Source organism: Actinomadura sp. 1N219 (genome assembly GCF_044326405.1).
In the GTDB taxonomy this organism is placed as follows: Bacteria; Actinomycetota; Actinomycetes; order Streptosporangiales; family Streptosporangiaceae; genus Spirillospora.
The window spans coordinates 272879-292434 of the sequence record NZ_JBIRAY010000001.1 but is presented as its reverse complement, the minus strand read 5'-3'; the positions used below and the strand labels follow the sequence as shown (position 1 = coordinate 292434).

Annotated in this window: 15 protein-coding genes and 2 tRNA genes; 11 read left to right on the top strand and 6 right to left on the bottom strand. The window is 69.8% G+C overall.

What is annotated here, in order from left to right; genetic code table 11:
* The first annotated feature begins 4 nt into the window (after positions 1-4).
* The 6 genes from ACH35V_RS01435 (at position 5) to ACH35V_RS01410 (ending at position 5823) form a co-directional block, all read left to right on the top strand.
* Complete coding sequence (locus tag ACH35V_RS01435; protein WP_395969646.1) at positions 5-1042, top strand: helix-turn-helix domain-containing protein; 1038 nt, start codon at positions 5-7, stop codon at positions 1040-1042.
* Positions 1043-1205: 163 nt separating this feature from the next.
* Positions 1206-2087, top strand: coding sequence for a helix-turn-helix domain-containing protein (locus tag ACH35V_RS01430; RefSeq protein ID WP_395969645.1), 882 nt, complete (start codon positions 1206-1208; stop codon positions 2085-2087).
* Positions 2088-2145: 58 nt separating this feature from the next.
* A complete protein-coding gene (locus ACH35V_RS01425) occupies positions 2146-2763 on the top strand; it encodes an alpha-ketoglutarate-dependent dioxygenase AlkB (protein ID WP_395969644.1) in 618 nt (205 codons plus the stop codon).
* A gap of 752 nt (positions 2764-3515) precedes the next feature.
* Positions 3516-4181 carry an SDR family oxidoreductase gene (locus ACH35V_RS01420; protein ID WP_395969643.1) on the top strand — a complete coding sequence of 222 codons (666 nt, stop codon included), beginning with the start codon at positions 3516-3518 and terminating at the stop codon, positions 4179-4181.
* 11 nt (positions 4182-4192) lie between these two features.
* Positions 4193-5023, top strand: a complete 831-nt coding sequence (locus ACH35V_RS01415) for an NAD(P)H-binding protein (RefSeq protein ID WP_395969642.1) — start codon at positions 4193-4195, stop codon at positions 5021-5023.
* Complete coding sequence (locus ACH35V_RS01410; RefSeq protein ID WP_395969641.1) at positions 5020-5823, top strand: maleylpyruvate isomerase family mycothiol-dependent enzyme; 804 nt, start codon at positions 5020-5022, stop codon at positions 5821-5823. Before ACH35V_RS01415 ends, ACH35V_RS01410 begins: the two co-directional genes overlap by 4 nt.
* A gap of 620 nt (positions 5824-6443) precedes the next feature.
* On the opposite strand, the gene ACH35V_RS01405 is transcribed toward ACH35V_RS01410, so the two are convergent.
* Positions 6444-6656 carry a DUF397 domain-containing protein gene (locus tag ACH35V_RS01405; protein WP_395969640.1) on the bottom strand — a complete coding sequence of 71 codons (213 nt, stop codon included), beginning with the start codon at positions 6654-6656 and terminating at the stop codon, positions 6444-6446.
* Between the two features lie 343 nt (positions 6657-6999).
* Entirely contained in the window at positions 7000-7872 is an 873-nt protein-coding gene (locus tag ACH35V_RS01400; protein ID WP_395969639.1) for a helix-turn-helix domain-containing protein, read from the bottom strand.
* A gap of 838 nt (positions 7873-8710) precedes the next feature.
* On the opposite strand from ACH35V_RS01400, the gene ACH35V_RS01395 reads away from it, so the two are divergent.
* Entirely contained in the window at positions 8711-10318 is a 1608-nt protein-coding gene (locus ACH35V_RS01395; protein ID WP_395969638.1) for a cyclic nucleotide-binding domain-containing protein, read from the top strand.
* Between the two features lie 142 nt (positions 10319-10460).
* Here ACH35V_RS01395 and ACH35V_RS01390 read toward each other — a convergent pair whose 3' ends face one another.
* Complete coding sequence (locus ACH35V_RS01390; protein WP_395971116.1) at positions 10461-11783, bottom strand: sensor histidine kinase; 1323 nt, start codon at positions 11781-11783, stop codon at positions 10461-10463.
* A 203-nt stretch (positions 11784-11986) separates the two neighbouring features.
* Here ACH35V_RS01390 and ACH35V_RS01385 point away from each other — a divergent pair, with 203 nt between their 5' ends.
* On the top strand, positions 11987-12895 hold the full coding sequence (locus tag ACH35V_RS01385; protein WP_395969637.1) for a LysR family transcriptional regulator: 909 nt from the start codon (positions 11987-11989) through the stop codon (positions 12893-12895).
* A gap of 102 nt (positions 12896-12997) precedes the next feature.
* On the opposite strand, the gene ACH35V_RS01380 is transcribed toward ACH35V_RS01385, so the two are convergent.
* From ACH35V_RS01380 to ACH35V_RS01370, 3 genes are all read right to left on the bottom strand, one after another.
* On the bottom strand, positions 12998-13969 hold the full coding sequence (locus ACH35V_RS01380) for a glycerophosphodiester phosphodiesterase (RefSeq protein ID WP_395969636.1): 972 nt from the start codon (positions 13967-13969) through the stop codon (positions 12998-13000).
* A gap of 236 nt (positions 13970-14205) precedes the next feature.
* Positions 14206-15930, bottom strand: coding sequence for an adenylate/guanylate cyclase domain-containing protein (locus tag ACH35V_RS01375; protein ID WP_395971115.1), 1725 nt, complete (start codon positions 15928-15930; stop codon positions 14206-14208).
* Between the two features lie 64 nt (positions 15931-15994).
* Positions 15995-17371, bottom strand: a complete 1377-nt coding sequence (locus ACH35V_RS01370; RefSeq protein ID WP_395969635.1) for an amino acid permease — start codon at positions 17369-17371, stop codon at positions 15995-15997.
* Between the two features lie 316 nt (positions 17372-17687).
* On the opposite strand from ACH35V_RS01370, the gene ACH35V_RS01365 reads away from it, so the two are divergent.
* The 3 genes from ACH35V_RS01365 (at position 17688) to ACH35V_RS01355 (ending at position 19480) form a co-directional block, all read left to right on the top strand.
* Positions 17688-17762 (top strand) — tRNA-Asp (locus ACH35V_RS01365).
* Between the two features lie 24 nt (positions 17763-17786).
* A tRNA-Phe gene (locus tag ACH35V_RS01360) sits at positions 17787-17863 on the top strand.
* 882 nt (positions 17864-18745) lie between these two features.
* A complete protein-coding gene (locus ACH35V_RS01355; RefSeq protein ID WP_395969634.1) occupies positions 18746-19480 on the top strand; it encodes a class I SAM-dependent methyltransferase in 735 nt (244 codons plus the stop codon).
* Positions 19481-19556 lie beyond the last annotated feature (76 nt).

Below are 19556 nucleotides of genomic sequence, written 5' to 3'. Positions count from 1 at the left end.
GCGGGTGCTGTTCGACTGCGAGCGGCTGACGCTTGCCCGGCGGCTCAGGGGGTTCCGTAAGAATCAGGTCGCGCAGGCGGTCGGGACGACGCCGAAGGCGATCGGACGGTACGAGGCCGGTGTGCAGACGCCCGAGGAGCCGATGGTGCGGCGTCTGGCGATCGCGCTCGGTGTCCCCGTGGAGTTCTTTCAGGGCGGGCGAAGCCGCGCCTCGCTGGACGGGGCGCATTTCAGGTCGCTCAGGTCGACCAGTCAAATCGAGCGCGATCAGGCGCTCGCCTATGGACGAATCGCCACCGATGTGGTGGGCGCGCTAGAAGACCTCATCGATTTCCCCGAGGTCGATCTGCCGGAATACGCGGTGTCGCCGGACGAGATCGCCGGAAGCGGGCCGGTAGAAGCGGCCAGGGTCGCGAGAAAAGCCCTGGTCGGGGTGCCGGGGCCGGTTCCGCATGTGGTGAGGCTGCTCGAAGGGCACGGAGTGATCGTGCTCGTCCTGCCGGGGGCGGCGGAGCGGGTCGACGCGTTCAGCGTGGGCGTCCATCCGCGGCCGATGGTGTTCTTCAATCCGGCCAAGGGCGATTACTGGCGCAACCGTTTCGACGCCGCCCACGAGCTGGGGCATTTGGTGATGCACGCCGATGCCGAACCCGGGGAGAAAATCGTCGAGGATCAGGCGCACCGATTCGCGGCGGAATTCCTCATGCCGGAGGATGACATCGGCGGCGAATTGCCGCCGATCGCGGACTGGGAACGGCTGGCCGAACTGAAGGCGGCGTGGGGTGTCAGCATGGCGGCGCTGCTTTATCGGGCGCGCACATTGGGCGTCATGAAAGAGGCCGCGTACCGGAACGCGATGAGTGTGCTGGGCTCGCGGGGATGGCGGCGTCAGGAACCGGGGCCGGCGAAGGCCCTTGAGCAGCCGACAATGCTGACCCGGGCGATCGAGATCGTCGCTGCGGCGGGCACCGACCGCGATCGCGTCGCGGAGCGGGCGCGGGTGACGAGAGCCGATCTCGATCTGCTGGTTCCGCCGCGCTAGCGCCCGGAAAGTGGAACGATCCTGCCTGGTCGTTCACAGACAATGATGTGATTTGTACACCAGGTCGGCGGTTACATACCTCTGACCGGAGGTCGCCTGCGCGTCCATCTTGCCTGTGAGACGCTCCGAGAGTTGTCGTGACGTACGAGACGCTGGAGATCTTGTGCTTGACAATCGGCAGGACGCCGCCCGCGCGGCAGGCCCGACGGCGTTGCGCATGCAGATCGGCGCGCGGCTGCGGCGGTTACGGGAAGAGAAGGGCATCGGGCGGGCGGAGGCGGGGGCGGCGATCCGCGGGTCGGCGTCCAAGATGTGCCGGCTTGAGCTCGGCCGCCACGGATTCAAGGTGCGGGACGTCCTCGACCTGCTCGACCTCTACGGCCTGGACGACGAGAACGAAAGGAAGGGCCTCGTCGAACTCGTCCAGGAGGCGAAGAAGCCGGGCTGGTGGCAGAGCTACGGCGATGTGGTGCCGACCTGGTTCGAGCAGTACGTCGGCCTGGAGCAGTCGGCGGCGACGATCCGCGGCTACGAGGTGCAGTACGTCCCGGGGCTCCTGCAGACGGTCGAGTACGCGCGGGCGGTCATCGGGCTGGAACACCACCACGCGGCGTACGACGAGCTCGACCGGCGGCTCAGGGTGCGGATGACCAGGCAGGACATCCTGCTCCGTCCCGTCGCGCCGGTCAGGTTCTGGACGGTGATCGACGAGGCGGCGCTGCGCAGGCCGATCGGCGGAAACGCGACGATGCGCGCGCAGATCGAGCACCTGATCGCCGTGGCGGAGCGCATGCCCAACGTGAAGGTGCAGCTCCTGCCGTTTTCGGCGGGCGGTCATCTCGCGCTCGGCGGCCCGATCACGGTCATCCGGTTCGCGGAGCACGACCTGGACGACGTCGTCTACCTCGAACAGCTCACCGGCGCCCGCTATCCGGAGGGCAGGGAAGCCGACCGCTACAAGGAGATCATGGATTCGCTGGTCATCCGCGCCGCCCCTCCCGCCCGCACCGTCGCGCTCCTCAAGGACATGCTGAACGACTTCTGACGTCCCGACCCGAGGCCCCGATCGAACAGGTGTTTGACTTGGCGGGTACAGTGAAGGCATGTTCCAAGCCTCGCTGCTGGACGAAACGGACGAGCGCGGTCCGCGTCCACTGAGTTCGGCGCGGCGGACACGGCTGTCGCAAGGCGCCTGGGTGGACGTCCTGCCCGGCTGGATTCCGGGGGCGGACGCGCTGTTCGAGCGCCTGCACACGTCCGTCCCGTGGCGCGCGGAGAGCCGACGCATGTACGACCGCGTCGTGGACGTGCCGCGCCTGCTGGCGTTCTACGACGAAGGCGACGTCCTGCCCGATCCCGTCCTGGACGAAGCAAAGGCCGCGCTCGATCGCCACTACGCGGACGAGCTCGGCGAGCCGTTCCGCACCGCCGGACTGTGCCTCTACCGGGACGGACGCGACAGCGTGGCATGGCACGGCGACAAGATCGGCCGCGGCGCCACGGAAGACACGATGGTCGCGATCCTGTCGGTCGGGACGCCGCGAAGCCTGCTGCTACGCCCGCGCGGCGGCGGCCGGACGATCCGCCACGAACTCGGACACGGCGATCTCATCGTGATGGGAGGGAACTGCCAGCGCACCTGGGAACACGCGATCCCGAAGAGCCCCCGCGCAACCGGCCCGCGAATCAGCATCCAATTCCGCCCCCGCAACGTCCGCTAACACCCCACAAGCCCCCGACCAAGCGACCCCAGACGAGCCATCGCCGACCGAGCCACAGCCAAGCGAAACGCGTCTCGCCGAAGCGCTCGCGGCGGGGCAGGGCCGAACGGCGCACGACGATGGCGGGAATGTCGGACGGGCCGGGGCCGACGTCACCGACACCAACCTGGCCCCGCCCGCTGACCCAGCCGTGGCGGGTGCGGACGTACTGCGCCAGCGCGACCGCCAGCGGGCTTATGTGCGGCGTCGACGCCGTGATGCATCTGACGTGGCTGTTCCATCCCACGGCGGCCCGGCGGGCCTGTGCACGTCGAGGTCCTGCCAGTGCCCGGCGAAGCCGGCGGTAGCCCACACGGCGGCCAGCGCGGCCCGCCCCCCCGCGGCACCCGGACGGTGCCCGGCGAAGCGCCGCCCGGCGGGGCGCGGCCTGGGCGAGACGCAGTCCGGGCGAGGCACGGCCCGGCTTGACGCGGTTCGGCGGGGCACAGATCGGTGAGACATGGCGCGGCCAGGCACGACCGGCGAGAGCTGGCTTGGCCGGACACGGCGGGTGGGGCGCGGCTCGGCCGGGCACGGCCCGCGGGTCGCGAGCGCGCGAGGCGCGGGGGGTGGGGTGAGGGCGGGTGGGGCGGCGGCGTTGGGGTCGTTGGAGGGTGGTGGCAGCGTGCGATCATGGCGGTGGGTCGCTGGGAGGCGGGGACTCTACGGCGTTGTGCGCATGTTCGGACGGCGCGGGGCGGGAGGAGGGCGGCGTGACGGTCTCGCTCGTTACCGGGGCGAACCGGGGCATCGGCCTTGAGGTGTGCAGGCAGCTTGTGGAACGCGGCTACGACGTCCTGCTCGGCGCGCGGTCTCCGGAGGCGGTCGAACGCGCGGCGAAGGAGGTCGGTGCGACACCGCTGCGCCTGGACGTCACCTCGTCCGCCGACATCGACCAGGCCGCTGCCGAGATCGGGCACCTGGACGTCCTGGTCAACAACGCCGCGATCACCTACGACACGTGGCAGCGGGCGTCGACCGCCGACCTGTCCGTCGTCCGGGAGGCGGCCGAGACAAACCTCTACGGTCCGTGGCGGCTGACGCAGGCGCTCCTTCCCCAGCTGCGCCACGGCGGCCACGGACGGATCGTGAACGTGTCCAGCGAAGTCGCGTCGCTGACCGGCATGGGCGGCGGCACGCCCGCGTACACCGCGTCCAAGGTCACGCTCAACGCGCTGACCCGCATGCTCGCCGCCGAGCTCCGCGCGGACGGCATCCTCGTGAACGCGGTCTGCCCCGGTTGGGTCGCGACCGATATGGGCGGCCCCGGCGGACGCCCCGTCGCCGAGGGCGCGGCGGGCATCGTATGGGCCGCGACGCTGCCCGACGACGGCCCGACCGGCGGATTCTTCCGCGACGGCCGTCCCGTCCCCTGGTGAAAGGCACTCCGATGATCTTGGTTACCGGCGCCACCGGCAATATCGGCTCCGAGCTCGTCGAGCTTCTCGCGTCGTCCGGCGAGCCCGTTCGCGCCCTCGTCCGCCGACCGCCGCCCGTGCCGGTGGACGGCGTGGAACACGTCACCGGCGACCTCGACGACCCCGCCTCACTCGCTCCGGCACTGGACGGCGTCCGAGGCGTCTTCCTTCTACCCGGCTACCGCGACATGCCGGGTGTGCTCGCGGAGGCCCGGCGCGCCGGGGTCGAGCGCGTCGTCCAGCTTTCGGGCGCATCGGCGGCCAGCGGCGACATGACCAACGCCGTCACCCGCTACATGATCGTCACCGAGCGCGCGCTGCACGACTCGGGCCTCCCGTGGACGGTCCTGCGTCCGAGCGCCTTCATGTCGAACGCGCTGCGCTGGCTCCCGCAGCTGAACGCCGGTGACACGCTCCGGCTGCCGTTCGCGAACGTCCGCGCCGCTGCCGTCGATCCGCGCGACATCGCCGCCGTCGCCGCGAAAGCCCTGCTGGACGACGACGGTCACGAGGGAAAGACGTACTACCCGACCGGCCCCGAATCGCTCCTGCCCGCCGAGCAAGTCGCCATCTTGGGTGACGTCCTAGGCCGTGACCTGCGCTTCGAGGCCCAACCCAATGACGAGTCCCGCGCCGAGATGACGGGCCAGATGCCCGCCGAGTATGTCGACGCGTTCTTCGACTTCTATGTAAATGGCTCCTTGGACGAGTCGATCGTCCGCTCGACCGTCCAGGACGTCACGGGCACCCCAGCGCGGACCTTCCGCCAGTGGGCCGAAACCCACGCCTCCGCCTTCGCATGACCACCCCCGACCCAAGCCGTCCGCGCAAACCGGCCTACCCGACCAAGCCGGTCGATCCGGTCGATCCGGTCAGGCCGGTTGTGACGTTTGGTGCGATCAGGGCGGCGACGCGGTCGCTCCTCGCCACGGCGGAGAGGCTCGATGACGACGACGTCCGCGCGCCGTCGCTGCTGCCCGGCTGGACACGCGGCCACGTCCTCACGCACGTCGCCAGGAACGCCGACGGCGGCACCCGCCTGCTCACCTGGGCCCGGACGGGTGTCGATTCCTACGAGTACCCGAGCATGGAGGCCCGCGCCGCCGAGATCGAGGCAGGTGCCGGATGTCCCGCCGCCGCGCTCGTCGCGGACGTGCGGGACAGCGCCCAGCGGTTCGCCGACGCCTACGCGCTGATGCCGGACGAGGCGTGGGCGCGGACCGTCCAGTGGACGTCGGGCGCACGCCACCCGGCCGCCCGCGCCGCCGACGCACGGCTCACCGAGGTGCTCGTCCACCATGTCGATCTCGACGCGGACTTCACGCCACGCGACTGGCCCGCGGCATTCACGTCGCGGACGCTCGACGGCGTCGCCGCCTCCTTCGCCCGCCGTGACGACGCCCCGCGCCTGCGGCTGCACGCCACCGACACCGGCCGCGACCTCGACACCGGCCGTGACCTCGGCGACGGCAGCGACCTCGGCGGCGACGGGGACGTGATCGTCACGGGGTCGGAGGCATCCCTGCTCGCCTGGCTGATGGGCCGCTCCCGCGGCGACGACCTCACCGGGGCCGAAGGCGTGACACTTCCCTTCCTCTACTGACCCCATCGGCTTACGACACCGTCGGAGAGACCGGCGACGGCCGGGGTTTGCGCAGCGGAACGCCCTTCTCGGAGAAGATGTCCTGCATCGCTCGCCCGATTGCGGGACGGACGCTGCATCCGCGGACGCGCGGCGCGGCCCGCTGACCGCCAGCCGCCAGCCCCCGACCGCCGACCGCCGACCGCCGACCGCCGACTCCAGGAACACCGGCCGCACCGGCTCGTGGCACCGGTGGCGGCCGGGTTTGCGCAGCTTGGACGGCCTTTCCGGGAAGGACGTCCTTGCGTCGCTCGTCCGGGTATGCGGGACGGACGAACGATGGCCACCTCGCTGAGAGCGGGGCAGGAACGTCGGCTTGGAGACGGGCGGCGCCGGTGTTGTTTCGGGGCGCCGATGGCGGTTCGGCGGTCCGTCGGCGGTCGCGCTACGGGCGGTTCCGCTGCGGGCGGTTCCGGCTCCGCGGCAGAGTGATCAGGGACGGTTCAGGTCCGATTCAGGGTTCGGTCAGGGTCGTGGAACCATCCCGAGTTCGCAGTGTTGTCAAGAATAGCCAGTCAAGGCTTCCGGTAATCGCCAGGTTCGACAATTCCTGCGATAGGCGCGAAAAAGAGTCGCGCGACTCAACGTCCGTCCAGATCTCCACTATGGATCGCGCTCAGCAGCGCATTCCACTGGGCGGAATCGAGGGCGATGACGCCCGCTGAGCGGTCCCGCGAGTCCCGGACCAGCACGGACGGCCCCAGTGTCGCCACCTCCACACATTCATTCTGGCTCTGGCTCCGGCTGGCCTTGCGCCAGTTCAGCGCCGTACCGCGAATCGATCGGCACACCATCCAGCAACCCTCCATCCATTGCCGGCGGGTGCCGTCTCGCCGACCGATCGGACAAGAACACCCGCTCGGCGAGCACCAAGCAGGGCACGACAAACCACGACCTTGTGGATATTTTCCCGATCACGAGTGTAAACGGTTCGAGTTATCCCGCCTACAAGGGAACACAAGATCACTCTGCGTGCTATGAAGGCCACTCGCCTTGTGGGTGCCCGATGCGGCCGTCACCTCCGGTCGAGTCCGAGTCGAGTTGCGATGCTGGTGTCAGGCCGTAGGGCCGCGGTGCTGCGGAGAGCCACGGTGCTGGAGTCGGACCGTCCAGCCACGGTGTGCCGGCGTCGGGCCGTCAGTCCATGAGGTCTTCGGCGGCCTGCCGGAGCAGCGCGATCGATTTCTCGGCCGGCAGCGCCTGCTCCAGCAGGAGCTCGAAGGTGTCTCGGTATTCGGGGATCTTGTCGTCGTCACCGGTGAGCATCAGGCTGGCGCCCGTCCGGCCCTCCAGGTAGAGGATGTCGTCCAGGTCGCCGTCGAACTCCAGGAGGCTGAACGGCCCTTCGAGGCCGAGGTGCGCGCCCGCGTTGAACGGGATGACCCGGACGGTCAGCCGATCGTCGCGCTCGGCGGTGTCGGCGACGTGGGTGAGCTGCGCGGGCATGATCGCGGGATCGACCCCGATGCCGACATGGCGGCGGACCACCGCCTCGTCGATGATGTAGTGCTGGCGTGGCGGGTTCTGCCGCTTGGCGAGTTCCTGCTGCCGCTGGATGCGCAGCTTCGCGCCGAGGGCCCTGCCCTGCTCGGACACCTTGCCCGTGGCGAGCACACCGGCGTATTCGGGCGTCTGGATCAGCCCCGGGATGACCGACCCGTGGAACTGGCGGATGTAGGCCGCCCCCGCCGAGTAGCCCACGTAGTTCAGGAAGTTCGGGTCGAACTCGCCCCGGTACGTGTTCCACCACGCGGGCTCGCGCGCGCCGCGGGCCAGCGACTGGAGCCGCTCCTGCCGTCCCTCCGAGGTCACGTCGTACACCCTGAGCAGGGCCTGCAGGTCCGTCCGGGTGATGGCGTTCTTTCCCCCCTCGACCCTGATGAGCTTCGACGGGGACCATTCGAGCTGCCGCGCCACCTGGTCCTGCGTCAGTTTCTTCTCTTTGCGCAGGCGGACGAGTTCGGCGCGCAGCAATGCGCTCTGGACGATCGGCCCCTGGTCACTGGTCATCTCAATCGCTCACTCTATGTAGTAGATGCCACCAGCCCACATGCAACCTGGCAACCCGGCATGTAGCGCGATACATCACGCCAGGGCGCTACCTGACCGGCCCGCGAGAACCCACCCCCGAGGGTCAGACCCGTCATATCGCTCGAAACTCGGCGATGAAGCTGCCAGACTGCTGCATGACTGTAGACTATGTTGTAATGTGCTAGGTAGCAAAGTAGCAGACGCCGACCTGCCACCCGACGTGTTGCTACCTAAGAACAGGGTAAGACGTTGACGCAGGGTGAGAACTCGGACGAACGCGCGGCCCGTCCGGGAGCTTCCCCATCGGCGGACACGGGGACGTACGCCGACGCGACGAGACGCCGGACTTGCGCCGGACGGGGAGGACGCTACGAAACGCCGGAAATTTCGGAAATACCAGAAAAGAAAATAGAGTCGCCCGCCGCCTCCCGCCGATCACCGGTTGCGAGCCCAGACGATCGAGGGAAAGCGGAGAGCGACTCCTCGAGACCGCGCGAGATCGGTCGGCCGGTCATGTCGGACCTTCTTGCGAAGCCGCCAGAAGATCCGGGCTGACCTGCTGAAACGTTCTCTGCGGACTCACCCAGTCTAACCGCGATCATGCGGTTCGGGCTAGTAGGTGAATGCGACTCGGTCCCCCTGAGCGAGCCGATGCCGGGCCCATCCCAGGCAGCCGGACGTGCGGCATCCGAAGTCGCGATTCGAGACATGGGGTTCTCGTCATGTCAAGACATCTGATACTTCCCCCGACCATTGACATCCATCACCCCACGAAACCGCCATTCGCCGACCGACCGACCGTCTGGCTGGTGCGCTGATGGACGACTACGCCCGCCAGCACGACCCCGACCAGATCGTCCCGTCCGAAACCGGCCCCGCCGACGTCCCGTGGCCGGCGCACGACCAGCCCGAGAACGAGCGCCGGGACGTCGAGCACCACCTCCCCTGCACTCCCGTCCGGTCGGTCTCGCCGCCGCCGAGGCAGGGTTTCTGGGGGTTCCTCACCGAGATCGAGCAGCAGGACCTCCTCGCGTGCGTGGACGAAGTCGTCTATCCGGTGGGCACCGTGCTCTGGTTCGAGGGCCAGACCGCGGACCAGGCCGTCGTGATCCAGTCCGGCTCGATCCGGGTCTCGGTGAACCGGGGCGGGCGCGAACGCATCATCGCGTTCCGCGGCCCCGGCGACATCGTCGGCGAGCGGGCGGCCCTGCTGCTGCGCCGCCGGTCCGCGACCATCGTCGCCATGGACATCGTCCGCGGACTGCGCATCACCACGAAACAGTTCGCGACCTACCTGAGCGACCACCCCCGCGTGGTCGCCGTCCTGGAACGCGAGTTGTACGACCGGCTGACCGAGCAGTCGGGCCCGATGCCCGAGTCGCCGTCCCAGTACCCGACGGCCGGCCAGTACACAACGACCGACCAATACGCGGTAACCGACCAATACGCTACGACCGACCAGTATCCGACGGCCGACCAGTACCGGCCTAACGCGCCGCACGACCCCGCCGTCCAGTACGGCTTCCTCGCGCCGCAGCTGTCCGCCGCACCGGAAGGGCCCGTCCCAACACAGTTGCCCGGCGCGCAAGGGCCGGGCACGCCACAGGCGCCCGTCACGCAGAACGGGGCGCAGAGGTTCGCGACCGTGCCGATCCCGCGCACCGCGCCGCAGGCTGATCACGTCCAGTACACGGCGGTGGTGAACGGCAGCGCGGCCTACCTGACGCGCTCACCGAACGCCACGCCCGTGTCGGCGATGACGTCCGACCCCGCCCCGTTCGAGGACGAGCCGACGCAGCCCATGACCGTCTCCCCGTCCAAGCACGCCGGAGCGTCGTGGGCGGGCCAGAACTGCACGATCGTCTTCACCGACATCGCGGGCTTCAGCCAGACGCACCGCAACGACCTCGACCGCCTCGACATGCGCCGCGCCATGTACGCGCTGCTCCGCGAGGCGTTCCGGGAATCGGCGGTGCCCTGGGCCGCCTGCCACATCGAGGACCGCGGCGACGGCGCACTGATCGTCGTCCCGCCCGAGGTGCCGACCGCCGCCGTCATCAACATGATCGACTCGCTGGCGGTGCGGCTGCGCCACCACAACCAGCGGTCGAGCGACGCCGTCCGCATCCAGCTCCGGGTCGCGGTGCATGTCGGTCCCGTGATGCCCGACCCGCCTGGAATGTCCGGCTGGGCGCTGATCCGCACCGCCCGCCTCCTGGACGCGCGCCCCCTCAAGGACCGCCTCGCCGCGACCGGCGCCGACCTCGGCTTCATCGCGTCCACGTTCGTCTACGAGTCCGTCATCGCCCACGGCCCCGGCTACGTGAACCCCGACGAGTACGAGCCCATCAGCTGCACGGTGAAGAAGCTCAAGACCGAAGGCTGGATCCACCTGCGCGGCGTCCCCGCGCACACCGCGATCTGACCTGCCGACGGCCCGTTCCCGCGCGGGCCCCTCCAGCCCCCCGCTACCGACCCCGCGTGCACCGCATACGCGGGGTTTTCCGCTTTGCCACACCTTTCCCGGCCATCCATCGCAGGCCACGCACGACCAGGTCGTTGGGGGGTCAGGTGTTCTGGCTGCTGCGGTCTCTGGGGATTCGGAGGACGAAGCGGGCGCCCTTGGTGCTGTCCTCGATGGTGAGCGTCCCGCCGTGGAGCCGGGCGATCTCGCGGGCGATGGGAAGGCCGAGGCCGGTGCCGGCCGGGTCGCGGGACTTGCTGGCCTCCAGGCGGGCGAAACGCTGGAAGACGAGGTCGCGGTCCTGCTCGGCGATGCCCGCGCCGTCGTCCGAGACCTCCAGGACGGCGACCGAATCCTCACGGCGGACGGTGATGTCGACCTGCGTCTCGGCGTGGCGCTCGGCGTTGTCCAGCAGGTTCGTCAGCAGCCGGACGAGCCGGAGCCGGTCGCCGAGCACCGTCACGCCCTCCTGGATGTGCGGGACGATCCGCTTCGTCCGGTCGGACCTCGCAACCTCGATCGTGACGAGCGCGCCGAGGTCGACGAGCTCGGTGTCCTGCCAGGCGGCGGCGTCCAGGCGGGCGAGCTGCAGCAGGTCCGTCACGATCGCCTGCAGGCGCTCCAGGCTCTGCAGGACGGCCCGTCCCGTCTTCGGCCAGTCGGTCTGGTCCGGATACAGCAGGGCCTCCTCGATCTGGGCGCGCGCGGCGGCGATGGGGCTGCGCAGGTCATGGGACGCGTCCGAGGTGAAACTCCGCTGCCGTGCCAGGGCGCTGTCGAGACGGTCGAGGGTCGCGTTCGCCGCCTCCGCCAGCAGCCTGATCTCGTCCCGGTTCTCCGGCACCGTCACGCGCCGTCCCGACTCGCCGGCGGTGATCTCCGCGAGTTCGAGGCGGATCGCGTCCACCGGGGCGAGCGTCTGGTCGACCGTCCCCCACGCGCGCAGGGACACGAGCAGGACGGCCAGGAGCGACACGCACACCATGAACAGGAGCAGGCTCGGGCTGACGTACCAGGGGACGGTGGGGATCGCCGAATAGACGATCCAGTCCCCGTTCGGCTGGTAGATGCGGACCGCGACCACCCACATGCAGCCGTTGAACCCACGCGGCGGGCACAGGGCCTGGGTGGAATAGATGTCCGTCTCCGCCGGTCGGAACCGGGCGATCGGCAGGCCGCTCAACGCGTTGCCGGTCCCCGCGATCACGCTGTGCCGGCTGTCCACGACTTGCAGGACGACGTCGTCCGGCGCGGAGAGCCCGCCCTGCATCGCCGGTTCCCGCCTGATCTCGTAGGCGACCCGCAGCGCCGCGGCGGTGGCCTTGTTGCGCTTGGAGTCGGCCGCCTGGCCGCGCACTCCGACGACGATCAGGGTGATCAGGATGACGCAGATCAGCGCGGTGACCGCTCCGGCTATCACGGTCATCCGCACCCGTATGGACCATATGCGCCGTCCGTTCACCCGACCTCCCGCAGGTGAGGTAATCACCGTCCAGACCGGAATCAGTCCTCTGAACAGCCGCAGAGCGCCCAAGAGAGGCCAAAGAAATGGTGTGCCGTGCCGGTGGCCTGCCCCGGCCAGTCCAGAAGCCCTGGCGCTGGACAAGCGCGCTGTTAGCATCGCGGGTTATGGAGCTGCGCCAGCTTGAGTACTTCGTGGCGGTGACGGAAGAGGCCGGCTTCACCAAGGCCGCGACCCGGCTGCACGTCGCTCAGCCGGGCGTGAGCGCCCAGATCAGGCAGCTCGAACGGGAACTCGGCCAGCCGCTGTTCGACCGGTCCGGGCGGACCGTCCGGCTGACCGAGGTCGGCGAGGCCGTCCTGCCCTACGCGCGGGCGGCGCTCGCGGCGGTCGAGGGGGCGCGGCTGTCGGTGGACGAGCTGACGGGCCTGCTGCGCGGGCATGTCACGATCGGCACCGTCGACTGGATCCAGTCCCTCGACCTTCCGGGCATGCTCGCCGGTTTCCACCGAGACCATCCGAACGTGGAGATCACGGTCGTCCAGGAGAAGGCCGACACCCTGACCGGCGGCCTGCGGGACGGACGGATCGATCTCGCGTTCCTCAGCATGGGCTCCGAACCGCCCGAGGGAATCACGACCCGCGTCGTCATCGAGCAGGACCTTTACGCGGCCGTCGGGCACGGGCATCCGCTGACCCGGCGGTCCACGATCGCGTTGCGCGCCCTGGCCGGCGAGGACCTGATCTGCCTGCCGAAGGGCACCGGGCTGCGGACCGTCCTGGACGTGGCGTGCGCCGACGCCGGTCTCCGCCCGCGCGTCGCGTTCGAGGCGGGTGAGCCGCCCGTGCTCGCGCAGTTGGCCGCGCAGGGGCTGGGCGTGGCCGTCCTGCCCGAGTCCGCCGCCCGCGCCCGGCCGGACGACCTGCACGCGATGCCGATCGTCCGGCCCCGGCTCACCGGCCGGATAGCGCTCGCCTGGCGCACCGAGGGCCCGCGCAGCCCCGCCGCCCGCGCCCTGATCACCCGCGCCCGCGACCACCTGACCCCAACCCCGCCACCCAGCTCAGACAGCTGAGCAGGCGAACAGGCTAGGCCGCTGAGCGAGTGGCAGACCAGGCCACTGACTGAGCGAGTGGCAGACCAGGCCACTGAGCGTGCGGTGGGTTAGGCGAGTGGGTTAGGCGGCTGAGCGGGTGGGGGCGGTGGTCTCGGTCAGGACGCGGTGCAGGACGTCCGGCTTGTTGGTGATGACGCCGTCCACGCCGAGTTGGACGGCCTTCTTCATGTCGCCGCTGTCGTCGACCGTCCAGGTGAGCAGGTCCATGCGGGACGCGTGCACCTGCTTCACGTAGGACGCGGACAGGTCGCGATAGGTCGGGTTGATCTGGTCGGCGTAGGAGGCCAGTTCGGGCAGTTCCTCGGCTTTCGGTGTGCCGAGCAGCCCGATCGGAACGTTGGGCAGCACCGAGTGGAAGCGGCGCATCGACTCCCAGTCGAACGACTGGACGGCGAGGCGGCGCTCCGCCGGGTCGGGCCGCAGCCAGGACGGCGAACGCTCCAGGGCCGCGGCGACGCGCTTCTCGATGCCCGGGTAGAGGTTGGGGCTCTTGATCTCCACCAGGAGCCCGAGACCCCGGTCGCGCATGACGCTCAGCGTCTGGTCCAGCGTCGGGACGCGTTCACCCTTGTACTTCGTGCCGAACCAGGACCCCGCGTCCAGCTTCCGGATCTCGGCGAGGGTGAAGTCGGAGACCTTCCAGGGCCCGCGGCCGGGGTACAACTGCTCGACGTTCGTCGTCCGGGCGAGCGTGGTGTCGTGCATGATCACGAGCTTGTGGTCCTTGGACTCCTGGACGTCGAGCTCGAACACGTCCGCGCGCTGGGACACGGCCAACGTGAACGCCGCGATCGTGTTCTCCGGCGCATACGCGGACGCGCCACGATGCGCGACATTCGTGACATCAGCGGCATACGCGGCGGCGCCGTGCGGGGCGGCGCCGTGCGCGGTGCCAGCGCGCGGGTGGGGTTCCGGGGCGCCGGACCGCGAGGACGAACCTGGGCCGGTGTCCGCGGCGGCGGGCATCACCGGGACGATGATCGCCGTCGAAGCGGTGACGGCGATGAGCGCGAGACGATTCCGTCGGTGCATCTTCACCTCTCGGGAGCCTTTCGGGAGCCTTCGGGGGCTTTTCGGGGCCAGGAGGTCACGAACTTCGGACCTTGGACCACGGGGCAGGGAGTGCGGAACCTCGGAGCCGAGGCCTTTCGCTCCCAACCCTCGGACGATCCGGTGACACGGGAGTTACGGGCCGGTAGCAGACCGTGTACAGCCGGGGACGATACGCATCGTCGCCTATCCGGCACGGTCCGGACACGACTTTTTGATCAGAAATGGACGGCGCCGCCCGGGCCGGATTCCGGCTCGTCGGGCTTGTCGTCCGTCCGCGCGCCCCTGGCCGCCTTCGACAGGATCAGCGCCCCGAGCAGGAGCTTCCGGCTCCGCCGCAGCGGACGCGGCACCCGGACACGGCGGATGAACGCCCGCCCCGCGGGCGTCCCCGCCTCCACCGGTTCCCCTGGACCGTCCGTCCCGGACGACGACCTCGGCAGCGGAATCACCGACGTGCGTGCGCGAGGCGTCCCCAGCCGGGTCTGACGGCTCCGGCCGCGCAGCGTCACCGACCGTCCGAGGTCCCATTCGTCCGCCTCAGCGAGATGCGCCAGATCCAGGACGGTCGCCGACGCCAGCACCCTCCCGCGCGTCCCCTTCGCCAGGTCGCTGAGCCGGGCCGCCTCGTTCACCGGGTCGCCGATCACCGTGTACTCGAACCGCTCCTCCGCGCCGATGTACCCGGCGACGACCGGGCCCGCGGACACGCCGATCCCCGCGTCCAGCATCGGCACCTCGGCCCGCAGCCGCCGCGCCAGCTCCCGGGCGGCGCCGAGCGCCCCGCCCGCCGAGTCCTCCAGCTGCGTCGGCGCGCCGAAGATCGCGAGGGCCGCGTCGCCCTCGAACTTGTTGATCCAGCCGCCGTGCCCCGCGACCACCGTCACCACGACGCCGAAGAACCGGTTCAGGAGCCCGACGACCTCGTCCGGGCTCCGCGTGTCCGCCAGCTTCGTGGAGCCGGTGAGGTCGACGAACAGCACCGCCACCTCGCGGGTCTCCCCGCCGAGCGTGATGTCGCCGCGCTCCAGCGCGAGGTCGGCGACCTCCTCCCCCACGTGCCGTCCGAACAGGTCGCGCAGCCGCTCATGCTCACGGAGCCCGGCCACCATGTGGTTGAAGCCGGCCTGCAGCTGCCCGACCTCGCTCGCGTCGTACACGTCGACCTCCGCGCCGAGGTCGCCGCGCTCCACCTGCGCCATGCCCTTGCGGACGGCCCGGATCGGATCGGCGATCGCCTGTGTCGCCATATAAGTGACATAGACGCCGGCGACGAGCGCGGCGCCGCCGAGCCCGAGGATCGTGATGGCGAGCTGGTCGACGTTGATGTCCGGCGCGGCCAGCGCGGCGACGGCGACGCAGATCAGCCCGAACACCGGGATGGCCGTCCCCAGCGCCCACGCGAGCATCACCCGCGTCGTGACCCCCGGCAGCCGGATCTTCCGTGGACGCTCCGCCGCCAGCACCAGCGCCGCCGCCGGACGCAGCAGCCGCTCCGACAACAGATAGACGATCGTGCAGGTCGTGGCGGCACCCAGCAAGCACGTCAGGCCGGTCTTCACCGCCAGCCGTCCGGTGAACAGCACGAGATCGAGCACCGCCCAGCCCAGCGCCCCGATCACCCACAACGCACCGATGAGAAGGGTCAACCGCAACGGTCCAAGGAGCACCGCGCGCCGCTGCTGCCGATCGGGCGTCCCTCCGTCCCGCACAAGCGAGACGACAGGCCGCCACAGCCACAACCCCCAGAACAGCGCCACCGGCACCGCGACCACCGGATAGCTGAAGAACGCGACCGCGTTCACCAGATGTGCGTAGTCGCGATCGTCCAGCGGCGGATCCGGCACGACGAACGTCGCGAACAGCAGCACCACCACGGAGCCGACCGCGTTGGCGACGCCGACCACCACGAGCAGGACCCAGCGCACGCGGATCTCGAGCATGCTCGTCACGTGCGCCTCCGGAGGGATGGAACCGCCCAGAGGGATCATCCCACGGCAGTGCCCGTCAGGCGCTCGTACCCTCCGTCTCCACGGCGACCTTCACACCGACCGCGTCCTGCGAGGCGCGCCGCACGAACGGCCACCCGGCCACGACCAGCACGGCCCACGCCGCCATCACGTACAGCGCGATCCGCGTATCGGCCTCCCACGCGATCGTCACCGTGACGAACACGAAGAACGCCAGCACCGCCCAGCTGCTGAACGGCGCCCACGGCATCCGGTAGGACGACTTCGCCAGCACGCCGGCCTTCGCCTTCCGCCGGTAGATCATGTGCGAGACGAGGATGACCGTCCACACCGCGAGCGCGCCGCCGGTCGACACCGACGTGATGTACTCGAACGCCTTCTCCGGCACCACCGCGTTGATCACGACCCCGACGCCCATCACCAGCGCCGAGATCACGACGGTCAGCACGGGAACACCCCGTCCGTTCAGCCGCGACAGCAGCCTCGGCCCATCGCCGTTCACGCCGGCCGTCCGCAGCATCCGGGACGTCGAATACAGCCCGCCCGCGTTGCAGGACGAAAGCGCCGCCGTCAGCACCACGAAGTTCACGATGTCCCCGCCGCCCGGAATGCCGATCTTGTCGAACGCCAGGACGAAGGGACTCGCGCCGCCCTTGAACGCCGTCCACGGCACCACCGCGAGGATGACCAGCAGCGACCCGAGGTAGAACAGCGCGAACCGCACCGGCAGCGCATTGATCGCCCGCGGGATGTTCCGCTCGGGATCCTTCGCCTCGCTCGCCGTCACACCCACGAGCTCGACGCCGAGATACGCGAACATCACCATCTGCAACGTCATGATCGTCGCGCTGTATCCCTCGGGGAAGACACCCCCGTGATCCCACAGGTTCGACGCCGCCGCCGTCTCCCCGGCGTCGCTGAACCCGAAGACCAGCACCCCGAGCCCCACCATGATCATCATCACGATCGCCGCGACCTTGATCATGGCGAACCAGAACTCCAGCTCGCCGAAGAGCTTCACCGAGATCAGGTTCACCACGAACAGGATCAGCAGCGCCACCAGCGCCGTCTGCCACTGCTCGACCCCGGGCCACCACTTCTGGATGTACGTGCCGGCCGCGGTCAGCTCCGCCATGCCGGTCGTGACCCAGATGATCCAGTACGTCCAGGTCGTGGCGTATCCCCAGAACGGCCCCAGGAACTCCCGGGCATACCCGGCGAACCCTCCCTCCGCCCGCCGGTACGTCAGCAACTCGCCGAGCGCCCGCATGACGAAGAACAACGCCAGCCCCGCGACGGCGTACGTGAGGATCAGGCTCGGCCCGGCCTTGGCGATGTTCTCCCCGGCCCCCAGGAACAACCCGGTCCCGATCGTCCCGCCGATCGCCAGCATCTGGATCTGGCGCGTCCCCAACCCTCGCTGATAACTCTCCGCACCTTGGTCTGGGAGCTTTGCGACCACGCGGCCTCCTCACATCCGTGGCCGCCCCTCCCGGAGCGGCGCAACCCTCCGGTCACGCACCGCTGCGCAACCCAGACAGACTAGGAACCCCCGCCGCATAACGCGAAACGAACCCCACAAACCTGTATCGCCCTGATTTCCCTCCGTGACGCTCTTTCCCCTTCCAGCCCGCGGTTAACGAGTTGGCGACCACCTCGGCCATCGCGTATGCTCTCGGACGTCGCCAAGCGTCAAGCACCCTCCGAAGCCGCTAAGCTCGGAGCAGCAAGGTCCTGTGGAGCAGCTAGGAGTGCTCGCCACCCTGTCAAGGTGGAGGCCGCGGGTTCAAATCCCGTCAGGACCGCCCAGACGTGCACCAGCACGTCCCGGGCAGGTAGCTCAGTCGGTACGAGCGTCCGCCTGAAAAGCGGAAGGTCGGCGGTTCGACCCCGCCCCTGCCCACCACCAAGCCTCTGACCAGCCAAACACGGTCAGAGGCGCTCTCATTTTCGGCTCTAATACCGCCTCAGGCGGATGTACGGCGCTCGAACACCTTCCGCCTATCGGCGGATCGACGGCGAGCGAGCGGTCCTGGATCTGCCGCGTCGGCTGGGCCTGGGAGTTTGCTCGAACGGTGGCGTCGGTGAGGCCGCGTCGATGATGATCATCGGGTCGCCATGGCTCGCCGCGGCACCGGCGCTCCGGATCTGGATCAGGCAGAGCGCGATGACCGCCACCACCACGAGCGCCAGCGCGACTGCGTTCCACCGGCCGAACGAGTCTCCGTACAAGAAAGATGGCCGGCAGCGACCACACCAGACTGGGCGCTGCGAGGGCGCGGGCGCCCCATGACCCGCATGATGACATCGGCCGTGAGCGACGCCTCGCCCTGCGCCACGGCCGGGCTTTGTCAGCACCTGGCGCAGCTGCATGACGATGCCGGCGGCGGCCCCGGCAAGGCCGATCAGCACGTGGAGCCCACCGGGTTCGGTGAGGTCCTTGATGAGAACGCCGTCGCTGGCGCGGTTGCGGACTACAGCTTGTCCCATGACCTTGGAGACCGGGTCGAGCGAAAGGTTGAACTGGCTCTGCCCGCCGGGCCGTTTCAGGTAAACACCAGCTGCCGTGCCACGCGCAGGGCGACGTCCTGCCCGTGTTGTCGGCGACCAGCGCGAGCGCCGGGTCCGGGCACGCGCTCAGCCTGGCGCCCGTCCACACGTCGCCGTCGCGGATGAAGACCGGGGCGGCGCCACCGCGGTGTCGGGTACTCGGCGGCGAGTTGGTCGGCGATGGACCAGTCCGTCATAGCCGGCCCCCGAGCGGCCGGTTCGTGGCAGAGTGGCGGGGATGCCTGGCGCGCGGTACGGGATGGATGCGCCCTACGGGTTCGGCTTCGTGGGCCTGGTCGTGCTGGGGTTCTGGGTAACCGGGCTGGTGATGGCGGCCACCGCCGATCTGGCCGCCGCGCTGCCCGCGCTGGTCTCCGGCACCCTGCTGGCGGGATGCCTGGCACTGAGCCTGCACACCACGCTGCGCGGCAAGTTCCTGGTCTGGCGGGACGTGCTGGACGAGCTGGACCTGCGTGGCGACGAACGGCTGCTCGACCTCGGCTGCGGACGCGGCGCCGTCCTGTTAGCCGCCGCCCGGCACCTCCCGCAGGGCCGGGCGGTCGGCGTGGACCTGTGGCGCGGACGCCACCAGTCCGGCAACACCCCGGCGGCGACCCTGCGCAACGCCCGCGCCGAAGGCGTCGGCGACCGCGTTCACGTGCAAGGGGGCGACCTGCGCAGACTCCCGTACGCGGAGGCAAGTTTCGACCTGGTCGTGTCCAGCCTGACAGTGCACACCATCTTCGGCGCGGACGCCCGCGCCCAAGCGATCGCCGAGGCGTACCGGGTGCTGCGGCCGGGCGGCCGCCTGCTGATCGCCGACCTGGCGCGGACCCCCCGCGAGTACGCTGCGGTGCTGGCCCGGCTGGACGCCCAGGACATCCGCGTGCGCGGCCTCGGCTGGCGCGCGTGGTGGGGCAGTCCGTGGGTCCCGACCCGCCTGCTCACCGCTCGCAAACCAGCAACCCCCTGAACACACCTACCGGCACAGTCCAGCCCCCATGGTCGCCTGGCGTTCGACGAGCACCATCGATTACGGTGAGTAGCCA

Bases quoted from the DNA above. Each gene is read 5' to 3' on its own strand.
- ACH35V_RS01375 (WP_395971115.1), bottom strand. From the start codon at position 15,930: ATGCTCGAGATCCGCGTGCGCTGGGTCCTGCTCGTGGTGGTCGGCGTC.
- ACH35V_RS01390 (WP_395971116.1), bottom strand. From the start codon at position 11,783: ATGACCGTGATAGCCGGAGCGGTCACCGCGCTGATCTGCGTCATCCTG.
- ACH35V_RS01405 (WP_395969640.1), bottom strand. From the start codon at position 6,656: ATGGTGTGCCGATCGATTCGCGGTACGGCGCTGAACTGGCGCAAGGCC.
- ACH35V_RS01355 (WP_395969634.1), top strand. From the start codon at position 18,746: ATGCCTGGCGCGCGGTACGGGATGGATGCGCCCTACGGGTTCGGCTTC.
- ACH35V_RS01395 (WP_395969638.1), top strand. From the start codon at position 8,711: ATGGACGACTACGCCCGCCAGCACGACCCCGACCAGATCGTCCCGTCC.
- ACH35V_RS01380 (WP_395969636.1), bottom strand. From the start codon at position 13,969: ATGCACCGACGGAATCGTCTCGCGCTCATCGCCGTCACCGCTTCGACG.
- ACH35V_RS01415 (WP_395969642.1), top strand. From the start codon at position 4,193: ATGATCTTGGTTACCGGCGCCACCGGCAATATCGGCTCCGAGCTCGTC.
- ACH35V_RS01400 (WP_395969639.1), bottom strand. From the start codon at position 7,872: ATGACCAGTGACCAGGGGCCGATCGTCCAGAGCGCATTGCTGCGCGCC.
- ACH35V_RS01385 (WP_395969637.1), top strand. From the start codon at position 11,987: ATGGAGCTGCGCCAGCTTGAGTACTTCGTGGCGGTGACGGAAGAGGCC.
- ACH35V_RS01425 (WP_395969644.1), top strand. From the start codon at position 2,146: ATGTTCCAAGCCTCGCTGCTGGACGAAACGGACGAGCGCGGTCCGCGT.
- ACH35V_RS01410 (WP_395969641.1), top strand. From the start codon at position 5,020: ATGACCACCCCCGACCCAAGCCGTCCGCGCAAACCGGCCTACCCGACC.